Origin of the sequence: Rheinheimera baltica (assembly GCF_030731985.1) — a bacterium.
Taxonomy (GTDB): Bacteria; Pseudomonadota; Gammaproteobacteria; order Enterobacterales; family Alteromonadaceae; genus Alishewanella; species Alishewanella baltica.
In genome coordinates this window covers 126,510-138,681 of the sequence record NZ_JAPJDY010000009.1, presented here as the reverse complement: position 1 = coordinate 138,681, position 12,172 = coordinate 126,510, and the positions used below count along the sequence as shown (strand labels likewise).

Here is a 12,172-nt window from a genome sequence, read left to right as displayed (position 1 = left end):
AGAACCTGCAAAATAATCCATATACGAAAAAACGCAATACGACAAAGGTCGACAATCCGGTTTTGGTTTTACTGAATAAACCTTTTGATGTCTTGTGTCAGTTCACTGACAACAGCACACCAACGCGAAAGACGCTGGCTGACTTTATCACTTTACCCGGAGTTTATGCGGCTGGCCGTTTGGATCGGGATAGTGAAGGCCTGTTGCTATTAACGAATTGCGGTAAAACCCAGCATCTTATCAGCGACCCAAAACATAAAATGGCCAAAACATATTGGGTTCAGGTAGAAGGCAATATTACCGATGCGGTGTTGCACCAGCTAAGTAGCGGCGTACAGTTAAATGATGGGTTGACTTCACCCGCTATAGCGCAGCACTTAAACGCACCAGATATCTGGCAACGTCAGCCCCCCATTCGTGAACGAGCAAATATCCCCACCAGTTGGCTTAGCCTTACCATTACCGAAGGGCGCAACCGACAAGTTCGGCGGATGACGGCCGCAGTGGGCTTTCCTACGTTGCGACTCATTCGTAGTCAAATAGGCGATTGGACATTAGGTGATTTAGCACCCGGGCAGTATAACGTTATTTCGTTGTAATTTAAGGAGATTAAGCACGTTATGAGTAGAGAGCAGCTTCACCTTACCGTTGCCGCCATCGTGCATTACAAGCTGCAATTTTTATTTGTCGAAGAAATTGATAAGCAAAGCGGCAAAAGAGTATTAAACCAGCCTGCAGGACATGTCGAGCAAGATGAAGATCTTGTTAGTGCGGTAAAGCGTGAGTTATTGGAAGAAACGGGGCTAAACCTCGAACCTACGGCATGGCTGGGTATATCTCAGTTAACTGCAGCAAACGGTCATCGTTATGTGCGGTTAAATTTTCTGTTTGAACCCGCAGAACTGCCAAGCCACTTTCAACCACAAGACTGTGATATTTTAGCCTTGCACTGGTTTAGCGCTTTAGAGCTCACGCAAGCAGAGCTGCCTGTTCGTAGTCGACTCGTCACAGATGCTATTGAGGTATTCAAACAAGGGGTTCGATTACCACTGACGTTAATTCAACCGCCGCGATAATATGCGCAAGCGATAAAATTGTTGTATAATCCGCGCCTTGATTTTTTGCTCTTCAAAAGTACAGGTGCCATGCCAGATAGTCGCTCAACTAATAGCTCAGCCAATAGTATGAAGAAAGTCATCGTCGGTATGTCCGGCGGCGTAGATTCATCAGTATCAGCCTATTTGTTATTACAACAAGGGTATCAGGTTGAAGGCCTGTTTATGAAAAACTGGGAAGAAGACGATAATGATGAATATTGTGCCGCAGCTGAAGATATGCGCGACGCGCAGGCGGTTTGCGACAAACTTGGCATTGTGTTGCATAAAGTGAATTTTGCTGCTGAATATTGGGATAATGTGTTCGAATACTTCCTCGCAGAATACAAAGCCGGACGCACACCTAACCCAGATATTATGTGCAATAAAGAAATTAAGTTTAAAGCCTTTCTTGAATTTGCTGCTGAAGCATTAGGCGCAGACTACATTGCCACTGGCCACTATGTGCGTCGTCGTAATCAAAACGGACATTGGCAGTTGCTTCGAGGCCTGGATACCAACAAAGATCAAAGTTATTTTCTTTACACCATTGGTGAAGAACACGTTGCGCAAACCTTGTTCCCTGTTGGCGAGCTGGAAAAACCAGCCGTACGTGCCATTGCAGAGCAACAAGGGCTGATTACCCACGACAAAAAAGACAGCACAGGTATTTGTTTTATTGGTGAGCGTAAATTTAAAGACTTTTTACAGCAGTATTTACCCGCTCAGCCAGGAAAGATTGTAACAGTTGATGGCGACGTTATCGGTAACCATGAAGGGCTGATGTATCACACCCTTGGACAACGCAAAGGTTTGGGTATTGGTGGCCTGCGTGATGGCGGCGACGATCCTTGGTATGTCGTAAGTAAAAATCTAGATACGAATGAATTAATTGTGGCTCAGGGTCATGACCATCCCAGCTTGCTTTCAAAAGGGTTACTGGCCAATCAACTACACTGGACAGACAGAACCGGCCCGCAACAACCCATTCGCTGTACAGTAAAAACCCGTTATCGCCAAACTGATATCCCCTGCTTGTTAACACCACAAGAAAATGGCTGCGTTGAAGTAATATTTGATACACCGCAAAAAGCCGTCACTCCCGGGCAATCAGCTGTTTTTTATCTTGATGACATTTGCCTTGGTGGCGGCATTATTGATGTGGCAATGAACTGATATGGAATATTCTTTTTCAACCCAAGTTATTGCGCTGGCAGGCCTGTGTCAGGCGGTCAAATTAGTACAGGATGTTGCTCGCAATACCGAGCACGACAAGTCGGCCTTGGCCATAATGCTAAATAGTGTTGCGGTTGTTAACGCCAATGACTCTATTGAAGTTTATGGCAATTCAGCGTCCAACCTGCGTACCGGATTACAGTTGCTGGTTGACCAACTTGGTGAAAAACCACAAAAAGACATGGAATTAACCCGCTACATTGTTGGTGTACTGGCGTTGGAACGCCGGTTAAATAAATCGTCAGCTAATCTAGCTAAATTAGGTAACAAACTGCAGCGTTTGGAGCAACAGTTACAGCACTTTAGTATTACTGATGACACCATGCTGGCCAGTCTAGCCGATACCTACTCTGAGTGTATTAGTAGTCTGGGTGGGCGTATTCAAATTTACGGCCAGCCTGAATTGCTTAAGCAAGCTGCCGTGCAACACAAATTACGCGCCTTATTATTAGCCGCTATCCGCTCAGCCGTATTGTGGCGCCAAGCGGGTGGTAGCCGTCTTAATTTTCTTTTTAAACGTCGCAAGTTGGTAGCGCAAGCAAAGCAAATGCTGGCTCAACTACCCCCATCAAGCTTATAGGAGCCTGTATGCAACTGAACGCCCTTACCGCCATCTCCCCCGTTGACGGGCGCTATGGCAGCAAAACTACTGATTTACGTAACTATTTTAGTGAGTTTGGCTTAATTAAATACCGGGTAACGGTTGAAGTACGTTGGTTACAGCACCTTGCTGCTACCGCCGGCATTGCAGAAGTACCAGCATTGTCTGCTGACGCCAACCAGCTGCTCAATGATATTGTCGACAATTTTGCCCTAAGTGATGCCGAGCGCGTAAAAGAGATCGAGCGCACCACTAACCATGATGTCAAAGCTGTTGAATATTTATTAAAAGAAAAGGTTGCTGCTAATACCGAATTAGCGGCAATGAGTGAGTTTATTCATTTTGCCTGTACCTCTGAAGATATTAATAACCTGTCACACGGCTTAATGTTAACCGAAGCACGTGCACAAGTATTGCTTCCGCAATGTGATGCGTTATTAGACGCGATTAAGCAATTGGCCAATGAACACAAAACGGTGCCAATGATGGCGCGTACTCACGGCCAGCCTGCCTCTCCTACCACGCTAGGTAAAGAGATGGCTAACGTGTACATGCGATTAAAGCGTCAACGTGACCAAATTGCTAGCGTAGAAATTTTAGGTAAACTTAATGGTGCGGTTGGTAATTACAACGCCCACTTATCTGCTTATCCTGAACTTAACTGGCATCAACTATCAGAGCAGTTTGTCACCAGTTTGGGGCTAAGTTGGAATGCTTTTACTACTCAAATTGAACCGCATGATTATATTGCCGAACTGTTCGATGCTGTTGCCCGTTTTAACACAATTTTGCTCGACTTTGACCGTGATGTATGGGGTTACATCGCCCTGGGGCACTTCAAGCAACGTACTATTGCCGGTGAAATTGGCTCATCTACTATGCCGCACAAAGTTAACCCTATCGATTTCGAAAACTCTGAGGGTAACCTCGGCATTGCTAATGCCTTATTTAACCACTTATCGGCCAAATTACCCGTGTCTCGCTGGCAACGTGATCTCACAGACTCAACGGTGCTGCGTAATTTAGGTATGGGTTTCGGATATACCCTAATAGCCTATCAGGCAACGTTAAAAGGCATCAGCAAACTAGAAGTTAACGAAGCCAACCTGCGCGCAGAATTAGATGCAAACTGGGAATTACTGGCAGAGCCAGTGCAAACTGTTATGCGCAAGTACGCTATTGAACAACCTTATGAGAAGCTAAAAGAGCTGACACGCGGCAAGCGTATCACTCAAGCCGATTTGCATGTCTTTATAGATAAACTTGAACTACCTGCAGAGGTAAAAGTACAGCTAAAACAACTGACACCGGCCAATTATATTGGCGCAGCGGTTGAAATCACCAACACGTTGTAAACACAAAATAGTAAACAAGGCGCTGAATTCAGCGCCTTTTTTCTCAGGAATAGGTTATGTATCAATTACATCTGGGTGAGATATCCGTTACAGAGTTTCTTCAAGAATACTGGCAGAAAAAACCTTTGCTTATCAAGGGCGGCTTTAAAGGCTTCACAGATCCGTTGTCGGCTGACGAGCTGGCAGGCCTGGCAATGGAAGAAGATATTGAGTCTCGTATCGTCAGCTGTATTAATCAGCAGTGGGACATGCACACAGGCCCGTTTGAAGATTTTAATCAATTTGGTGAACAAGACTGGACCTTATTAGTCCAGGCGGTGGACCACTGGCACCCCGATGCGGCGAAACTGGTAGACCCATTTCGTTTTATTCCGAACTGGCGTATAGATGACTTGATGGTGAGTTTTTCTGCGCCTGGCGGTGGTGTTGGGCCACATTTAGACCAATATGATGTCTTTATCATTCAAGGACAAGGCAAGCGTCACTGGCGCATAGGTATGCCCGATAACAGCTTGCAACAGATTTGTCCGCATCCTCGTTTATTGCAAGTTACTCCCTTTACTGCCTGTATTGACGTTATAACTGAACCGGGTGACATTTTATATATACCTCCGGGCTGTCCACATGATGGCATCAGTATTGAAAATAGCCTTAATTATTCGGTGGGGTTTCGAGCTCCGGCGCAGAAAGATTTATTAACCGGCCTGACCGACCATTTAATAGACCATGACATTAGCGGTGTACGTTTTAGCGACGAAGGACGTGAAGCGTCTACATCAATTGGTGCAATAACAGATAGCGATCTGTCGCAGGTGCAAAAATTGCTACAACAACTGGTTAGTGACAACGCGATACTACCAAGTTGGTTTGGCTGTTTGATTACACGCGCTAAGCATGAACTAGACACCAATGAACCAGATCCACATTACGGCGCAGAGGAAATTGAAGAGTACATCTCTGAAGGCTCTGTCCTTAGCCGCACAGGTGGGTTACGGTGTTGTTATTATCAACATACTAGCAGCACAGACATTTTGCTATTTATAAACGGTGATCAAATTACATTACCTGCAACGGAGTTGGAAACAGCGCAGTTACTCTGTAATTTTACGGAGCTAACATCAGAACAAAACAAGCACTTTAATCAAAGTTCCGAGCGTTTAATGCTATTAACTAGTTTTATCAATCAAGGTTACTGGTATTTTACTGAGTAGTATTTAGCGTATATCGGTCTAACATAAATAAGCCGCAGTCAATGCGGCTTATTTGATTTTGTAAACAAATAAATACAATTAATTGACTGGTGCAGACTGCCACAATTCATCTTTTTCAAACATCTCGTATAACGCTTGCGCCCGATGGACCAGTATCTGTGCAAATTCGGTTTGGGTTTTATCAGTAGTGCCCGAATCCATAATCTGTTGTGCTTTTAATTGCCAGTGTAACGAAAACGCTCTAACGGCTTCTCTGGCGTTGGCCGCGGCAGAGAATGCGATATGATCAGTTGGTAAATCACCACTAACCACCCAATAAGCATGTTTATCTTTGGTATTTAATTTCCATATAGCAAAGTAAGGGGGTAAATAACGGCTCTCAGTGACCGCAACATTATCAGATACAATACCTTTACTGGCTAAGTATTCATTTGCTTTTTGAAACTGTATGCGTACCCACTCTGCACGCTCTTGCTCTGCTTGTGCAAGTTGTTCCTGAGTTAACTGCTCACTCATGTCATAATATCCTACATTTATGTTTGCGATACTTTAAGTGACTGAGTAACGACAATCAAGCGTTGTCATTAATTGTCGACAATCCGCTGGACAGACCAGAGTATATTTTTTACATCGTCTGGTGTAACTGATAGTGAAATGCTACATTTCGCGGCGCAAAAATACGGTATTTACAGCATAAAATTAGATTCATAGTCTGCCCTCAACATTGAGGCTACTAATAACGGAGTAATCAGTCGTGGCGGTATTTAATCATTCTGAATTCGATAATCATGAGCAAGTGGTATTCTGCGCTGATGCAGAAACCGGCTTAAGAGCCATTATTGCAGTGCACAGCACTGCCCTGGGGCCTGCGGTAGGTGGTTGTCGTTTATGGGACTATGCCTCAGATGAAGTAGCATTAGATGATGTACTCCGTTTGTCACGTGGCATGACATATAAAAATGCAATGGCAGGTTTGCCACTAGGCGGCGGTAAATCGGTGATTATAGGCAATGCAAAGACAATAAAGTCTGAAGCACTATTTCGTGCTTTTGGCCGCATGTTGCATCGTCTATCGGGCAGCTATTACAGCGCAGAAGACGTCAATATTACCACCGGCGACATTATGATAGTAAATAAAGAAACGCCTTACGTTGCTGGCCTTGAAGGTAAAAGTGGTAACCCGGCACCATTTACGGCACTTGGCACTTATCGCGGTATTAAAGCTGCAGCCAAACATCAGTTTGGTACAGACGATTTGACAGGTAAAACTGTCGCAGTGCAAGGCCTTGGCAGCGTAGGCTTTTACCTTTGTGAGCACTTACACAAAGACGGTGCAAAATTAATTGTTACAGATATTAATCAAGACTCAGTACAACGCGCTGTCAGTCAATTTGGTGCTGTTGCAGTTGGGTTAGACGCAATTTATGCGGTTGAAGCAGATATCTACGCCCCCTGTGCGTTAGGTGCAACCCTTAACGACACGACCATCCCACAGTTAAAAGCCCGCGTGGTTGCAGGATGTGCTAATAATCAGCTAAAAGAAGCGCGTCATGGCGATGTGCTACGTCAACAAGGTATTTTGTACGCCCCAGATTACGTTATCAACGCTGGCGGCATTATTAATGTAGCAAGTGAAATGCGGCCACAAGGCTACTCTGCACAAGAGTCTACGGATAAAGTTATGGCAATCTATGACACGCTATTAAATATTTTCCAACGTGCCGACGCAGAAAAACAGTCGACTAGTACCGTTGCTGATTTAATGGCGCAAGAAATTATTGCTCGCGGAAAAGCATAAAACATACCTGATTAGAACAGCCACTATTATCTGTAGCTGTTCTAATCAGCGTCAAAGAACTCTGCTAACTTTAACGGCACTATAGTACTTGCGGTATTATAGCCGGTATCAAATAAACTCTGCTTTTGCTTTAGGCTAAGCGCGAAATCTACTGATGATACACTGCCTGTATTTACGACTACAGTATTGTGCCAGTGCTGGGCGTGCACATATTCTCTCGATACTGCGCTCATAAAAGTGCGTATAAGCATGTAAATGTAGGATACAAGCGGAAAATATTGACGGGTAGCCACAGGCTTGTTTTCAATATCGCTTTTTAACCTGAAACAAATTAATGGCAAACCTGCGCCAGACCAATCATGATGTAACGCGTCCTCTGACAAAATAACACCGTCGGTCATAATATGATTATCAAACGCTTGAAAAGAAAAAAAAAGTGGTATGGACATCGAAAACCTAACAGCTTTTGATACTTTAAAATGAGGTGTCAGTACACGATTAAACACCACGGGGCCGCCACCATTAATATCTGTCGCCAATACATGCAGATCATAATTCAAACTGGCAAATGTCGCCCCCTGCAACTGTAAATCCAGCCACGCCTCTAACTTATTACCGCTACATAAACCACCCGTTCGAAGCAATGACGTAATAGAAAAGCTCCAGAACTGCTTAAAATCGGTTTTCAAAGCCAAAGCTTTAATATCGTCTAATGCCCAACCCGCAGCATACAATGCAGCAACAATGCTGCCCCCCGACACGCCAACCAGATGTTGAAAACCAAAGCCCATATCTTTTAAAGCCTGCAAAATACCGATATAACAACTCAAGCGCGTGCCACCACCAGAAAAAATAGGGACTATTTCAACATCACTTTTAATCTGCATATCAATCCGGCTCCCAAATTTATGTCAGCCTTGTCACTTATACTTCAGTATGGGGCACTTTCAGCAAGATGTCAGACTCTGGGGCAGCAATTTACTTCGACATAGGCTAAGATAATAAAAAAACACAATGACTTAGTTTCTACTTAATATTTACTTAATACTGGTAACTGTTGCGTATCTTCAAGTCTTAAGAACGCATTATTGGCATACTACAAAATAGTGACTAAGTATATTGTTACTACCTTTACACCGAGGCTTCCATTACACTAAACAACATGTAGTGAGAGTTAAACAAGGATCGTTAAATGAAGACTGTATTAGTCATTGAAGATGATATTGGCATTCAGAAACAACTTAAATGGAGTTTGACAGATTATGAGCTAGTGTTTGCTCAAGATAGATCCTCAGCGTTAACTCAGTTGCGACGCTATGAACCTGACGTTGTCACCTTAGATTTAGGTTTGCCGCCTGATCCTGCAAATGCCAGTGAAGGCTTAGCGTGCTTAAATGATATATTGTCACTACAACCTGAATGCAAAGTCATTGTAATTACGGGCAATACCGACAATGAACATGCGCTAAAAGCTATTGCGCTTGGCGCATACGACTACTATCAAAAGCCTGTTGATGCCGATGTACTTAATATCATTATTGCGCGTGCGTTTAAGATAAGTGACCTGGAAGCCGAGAATAGAGCGCTAAAAAGTGCAAATGTGGGTAATACAGATATTATTGGTAACAGTGAGTCTATTTTAAAAGCATGCCGTACAGTAGAAAAAATAGCCCCTACTGAAATAACCACGTTGTTATTAGGTGAAAGTGGCACCGGTAAAGAGGTATTTGCGCGCGCTATACACCGCCAAAGTCCAAGAGTTAATAAACCCTTCGTGGCGATTAACTGTGCATCGATACCAGAGAACTTGTTAGAAAGCGAACTGTTCGGCTATGAAAAAGGTGCCTTCACCGGTGCTAACAAAACTACTCTGGGTAAGATTGAATGTGCCAATGGCGGCACCTTATTATTAGATGAAATTGGCGATATGCCACTAAGTTTACAAGCAAAGATGTTACGCTTTTTACAAGAGCGGGTCATCGAACGGGTTGGCGGGCGTCAAGAGTTAGAAGTTGATGTAAGGGTAATTTGTGCAACTCACCGTAACTTAGCTGAAATGGTTGCTGAGCAAAGCTTCCGCGAAGATCTTTATTACCGCATCAGTGAAATCACTCTGAACATCCCCTCTTTACGCCAACGAGGCCATGACATTATTATTATCGGTAAAGCCTTACTGCATAAATTTAACCAAGAGTTTAATACTCAGGTTCAGGGGTTTACTGATAGTGCGATGCAGTCAATGTTACATTATGACTGGCCAGGAAATATTCGCGAGCTGCAAAACAAGCTTAAATCGGCAGTTATATTGTCAGACAGTAAATACATTACTGAAGAGGATCTTGGCTTATCTCCACGTAATGCAAAGGTTGATACGCTTCGAAAAGTACGTGAGGTAGCAGAAACGCATGCCATCAGGCATGCCTATACGTTAGCCACAGGCAACTTATCTAAAACAGCTGATAGCTTGGGCATTACGCGGCCAACACTTTATGCCCTGATTGATAAATACCGACTCCATGATTTACGAAATACTGAAACAGAAAACTAGAACAAAAAAAACCCCACTAACGTGGGGTTTTTTATTACAGGCTAATACCCTTTTGCTTGGCTTTATCTTTAATGTACGACTCCCAGCTACGCACTTGACGTGACATTGCAGGATCTTTTTTCGCATTCATTAAAGCAGCATAAGCTTCTTTGTATTTCTTCTGATTGAAGTAAGCATCTACTAAACTCATATAAACACCTGACGCCTTATCAACATTCATTGAAAGGGCTTTATCAAATGCTGATATCGCATCGTTATAACGCTGTACAGACAAATAAGCAGAGCCTTGACGACGATATGCATCAGCATCGTTCGTCAATTTAGCTAACTCACCGTAGTAATCTGCCGCTTTAGCAAATTCACGCGCAGACTGATAGTTTGACGCTATAAAACTTAGGTTGTTTTTGTCTTTTTTGACCAACCCACTCTTCATATGCTTTTCCATCGTCACCGCAGCTTTATAAGGAATGTTATTATTCGCATACATCTGCGCTAACATTCTTACTTCACTGTCTTTCTCAAGGTAACCCTGAGAATAAGCCAGCTGCAACGTTGACAATGACTTAGAGTACTCTTCAGTTAAAGTGTAGAAATTTCCTAAATAAATCCAAAATTGTTTATTCTCAGGAAATAATTGCACCATCGTCTCAACCACAGCAACGAGCTCTTTATACTTTTTAAGCTCATAAAGCGCTGCCATTTTAAGCTGATAAGGACCTTCAGCTGGTTTTGGAGCAAATCTAATAGCATCATCTGCCGGCGTTACAACCTTGTCATACTGATTCATCAGATAGTAAGCATTAGCGATACGCATATACGCATCTGAATTTTGTTCACCAGTGAACAAAATCCAGTCTTCGTAAGCTTTAATCGCTTTTGGATACTGCTTATCCTGCAACAGCATGTCAGCCAATAACTTCATCGTCAATGACTGGTCGTTAAATGTCAAAACATCCGGCTTAACCGCCAATGTCAGATACTTAATCGCCTGCTTCTCATCTTTGGTAGCGTACAAATTACCCAAGAATCTATTTAACGTCGCAGAGTCAAAATCGTTGTTTGAACTAATTTCTTTCAGAACAACAATCGCTTCGTCCAGCTTTTCCTCGTTGTACAAGTCGAAAGCTTTAACCAACGATTTACCAACACGCTCACCCACTATCTGAGTTTTGCGTGCTTTGCGTTCTTCCACTTTAGCCAAATTTGGCTGCACAGCAGCATTTACTGATGTCGCGGTTACACCTAACGCCGTCAGAATTACCAGTGCTGAGGTAAGTTTTTTAAACTTGTTCATCTTAACCTCCGGCCATATCTAAAGTGAAATCAAGTTGGACTTGCTGTCCGGTTTGTTTCATTGGTTTACCGTCAACCACTTTCGGACTGTACTTCCAGCGGCGCAGCGCACGAATTGCTTCGCGGTCAAACACCCGGCGTGGTTCAGCTTCGATAACTTCTACTTCATCAACACTACCATCTTCCATAATGCTGAAACGTAGTTTTACCCAACCTTGTAAACCATCACGAGCAGCTTGCACTGGATAGCGAGGTTCAATCCTAACGATTGGCGTTGCATCACCATCACGCATCATACTTGATGGATCGCCCAACCCTGCTCCACTAGAGCCTAAGCTCAAGCCTGGCATATTGAAACCGATAGCACCTGCTGCACTACTGGTATCTGGTTCTGGCTGAGGCGCTTTTGGCGGCTGAGCCGGTGGCGGTGGTGGTGGTGGCGGTGGTGGCCGCCGGGTCTGTGTTTCTGAGTCTGGCGGCGTAGTGTTAATTTCAATAACAATACGCTCTTGCTCAGCCACTTTACGATCGCCACTTGACTGAAGCAAAGTGGCCATCATTAAGAACAACAGAAACGTTACCACCCCACCGATAATTAACGATGTCAGGAAACGTACCATAATTACTTAGTCTCCCCGGCTATACTAATCACCAGTGACGGATCAGCAGTTTTAATCTGATCCATAACTTCCATTACTATACCGTGCTTAGCTTCTTTATCAGCCTGTACAATAATGGTATCGGTTGGTGACTCTGCTCTTAACCGTTCAATGTTTGCTGAAACACGCTCAACATCAACTGCGCGTTTATCCATCCAAATCTCACCGTTTGCACGAATGGCGATAAAGATAGTCGCACTTGGTTTGCTGATAGCTTTAGTAGCTTCAGGTTTATTTACATCGATACCTGCCTCTTTTACAAAAGACGTGGTTACGATAAAGAAGATAAGCATGATGAATACGATATCCATCATCGGCGTGATATCAATCTCCGCCTGTTCAGCTTCGCGAATACGTTTGCGGGCCATAAAAAACTC

General features: G+C 43.6%; 13 protein-coding genes. 8 read left to right on the top strand and 5 right to left on the bottom strand.

Annotation, left to right across the window (positions count from 1 at the left end; translation table 11 throughout):
- Positions 1–62 precede the first annotated feature (62 nt).
- The 6 genes from ORJ00_RS15575 (at position 63) to ORJ00_RS15550 (ending at position 5,497) form a co-directional block, all read left to right on the top strand.
- A complete protein-coding gene (locus ORJ00_RS15575; protein WP_027671748.1) occupies positions 63–599 on the top strand; it encodes a pseudouridine synthase in 537 nt (178 codons plus the stop codon).
- A 21-nt stretch (positions 600–620) separates the two neighbouring features.
- A complete protein-coding gene (locus ORJ00_RS15570) occupies positions 621–1,076 on the top strand; it encodes an NUDIX domain-containing protein (protein WP_306125476.1) in 456 nt (151 codons plus the stop codon).
- Between the two features lie 69 nt (positions 1,077–1,145).
- The gene (mnmA, locus tag ORJ00_RS15565) at positions 1,146–2,270 is read left to right on the top strand and encodes a tRNA 2-thiouridine(34) synthase MnmA (protein ID WP_027671750.1); all 1,125 of its coding nucleotides are present in this window, start codon (positions 1,146–1,148) and stop codon (positions 2,268–2,270) included.
- A gap of 1 nt (position 2,271) precedes the next feature.
- Positions 2,272–2,910 carry a high frequency lysogenization protein HflD gene (hflD, locus tag ORJ00_RS15560; RefSeq protein WP_027671751.1) on the top strand — a complete coding sequence of 213 codons (639 nt, stop codon included), beginning with the start codon at positions 2,272–2,274 and terminating at the stop codon, positions 2,908–2,910.
- Between the two features lie 8 nt (positions 2,911–2,918).
- The gene (gene purB, locus ORJ00_RS15555; protein ID WP_306140298.1) at positions 2,919–4,286 is read left to right on the top strand and encodes an adenylosuccinate lyase; all 1,368 of its coding nucleotides are present in this window, start codon (positions 2,919–2,921) and stop codon (positions 4,284–4,286) included.
- 56 nt (positions 4,287–4,342) lie between these two features.
- The gene (locus ORJ00_RS15550) at positions 4,343–5,497 is read left to right on the top strand and encodes a ribosomal protein uL16 3-hydroxylase (RefSeq protein ID WP_306125475.1); all 1,155 of its coding nucleotides are present in this window, start codon (positions 4,343–4,345) and stop codon (positions 5,495–5,497) included.
- A gap of 78 nt (positions 5,498–5,575) precedes the next feature.
- Here the strand turns inward: ORJ00_RS15550 and ORJ00_RS15545 are convergent, their stop codons facing one another.
- Complete coding sequence (locus tag ORJ00_RS15545; protein ID WP_027671754.1) at positions 5,576–6,013, bottom strand: DUF4826 family protein; 438 nt, start codon at positions 6,011–6,013, stop codon at positions 5,576–5,578.
- A gap of 238 nt (positions 6,014–6,251) precedes the next feature.
- On the opposite strand from ORJ00_RS15545, the gene ORJ00_RS15540 reads away from it, so the two are divergent.
- A complete protein-coding gene (locus ORJ00_RS15540; RefSeq protein WP_027671755.1) occupies positions 6,252–7,295 on the top strand; it encodes a Leu/Phe/Val dehydrogenase in 1,044 nt (347 codons plus the stop codon).
- 41 nt (positions 7,296–7,336) lie between these two features.
- Here the strand turns inward: ORJ00_RS15540 and ORJ00_RS15535 are convergent, their stop codons facing one another.
- Positions 7,337–8,182 (bottom strand): patatin-like phospholipase family protein, encoded by an 846-nt coding sequence (locus tag ORJ00_RS15535; RefSeq protein ID WP_306140297.1) that lies wholly within the window; start codon positions 8,180–8,182, stop codon positions 7,337–7,339.
- A 305-nt stretch (positions 8,183–8,487) separates the two neighbouring features.
- Between ORJ00_RS15535 and prsR the strand changes: the two genes are divergently transcribed.
- Positions 8,488–9,843, top strand: a complete 1,356-nt coding sequence (gene prsR, locus ORJ00_RS15530; protein WP_306140296.1) for a PEP-CTERM-box response regulator transcription factor — start codon at positions 8,488–8,490, stop codon at positions 9,841–9,843.
- A gap of 34 nt (positions 9,844–9,877) precedes the next feature.
- Here prsR and ORJ00_RS15525 read toward each other — a convergent pair whose 3' ends face one another.
- From ORJ00_RS15525 to ORJ00_RS15515, 3 genes are read right to left on the bottom strand one after another with little or no spacing between them, the layout of a single operon-like run.
- On the bottom strand, positions 9,878–11,137 hold the full coding sequence (locus ORJ00_RS15525) for a tetratricopeptide repeat protein (protein ID WP_306140295.1): 1,260 nt from the start codon (positions 11,135–11,137) through the stop codon (positions 9,878–9,880).
- A gap of 1 nt (position 11,138) precedes the next feature.
- Positions 11,139–11,756 carry an energy transducer TonB gene (locus tag ORJ00_RS15520; protein WP_027671759.1) on the bottom strand — a complete coding sequence of 206 codons (618 nt, stop codon included), beginning with the start codon at positions 11,754–11,756 and terminating at the stop codon, positions 11,139–11,141.
- Positions 11,757–11,758: 2 nt separating this feature from the next.
- Complete coding sequence (locus tag ORJ00_RS15515) at positions 11,759–12,163, bottom strand: ExbD/TolR family protein (protein WP_027671760.1); 405 nt, start codon at positions 12,161–12,163, stop codon at positions 11,759–11,761.
- Positions 12,164–12,172 lie beyond the last annotated feature (9 nt).

What these genes read in the sequence shown, in the direction of transcription:
- ORJ00_RS15570 (WP_306125476.1), top strand. Translation starts at nt 621, where the DNA reads ATGAGTAGAGAGCAGCTTCACCTTACCGTTGCCGCCATCGTGCATTAC.
- mnmA (WP_027671750.1), top strand. Translation starts at nt 1,146, where the DNA reads ATGCCAGATAGTCGCTCAACTAATAGCTCAGCCAATAGTATGAAGAAA.
- hflD (WP_027671751.1), top strand. Translation starts at nt 2,272, where the DNA reads ATGGAATATTCTTTTTCAACCCAAGTTATTGCGCTGGCAGGCCTGTGT.
- purB (WP_306140298.1), top strand. Translation starts at nt 2,919, where the DNA reads ATGCAACTGAACGCCCTTACCGCCATCTCCCCCGTTGACGGGCGCTAT.
- ORJ00_RS15550 (WP_306125475.1), top strand. Translation starts at nt 4,343, where the DNA reads ATGTATCAATTACATCTGGGTGAGATATCCGTTACAGAGTTTCTTCAA.
- ORJ00_RS15545 (WP_027671754.1), bottom strand. Translation starts at nt 6,013, where the DNA reads ATGAGTGAGCAGTTAACTCAGGAACAACTTGCACAAGCAGAGCAAGAG.
- ORJ00_RS15535 (WP_306140297.1), bottom strand. Translation starts at nt 8,182, where the DNA reads ATGCAGATTAAAAGTGATGTTGAAATAGTCCCTATTTTTTCTGGTGGT.
- prsR (WP_306140296.1), top strand. Translation starts at nt 8,488, where the DNA reads ATGAAGACTGTATTAGTCATTGAAGATGATATTGGCATTCAGAAACAA.
- ORJ00_RS15525 (WP_306140295.1), bottom strand. Translation starts at nt 11,137, where the DNA reads ATGAACAAGTTTAAAAAACTTACCTCAGCACTGGTAATTCTGACGGCG.
- ORJ00_RS15520 (WP_027671759.1), bottom strand. Translation starts at nt 11,756, where the DNA reads ATGGTACGTTTCCTGACATCGTTAATTATCGGTGGGGTGGTAACGTTT.
- ORJ00_RS15515 (WP_027671760.1), bottom strand. Translation starts at nt 12,163, where the DNA reads ATGGCCCGCAAACGTATTCGCGAAGCTGAACAGGCGGAGATTGATATC.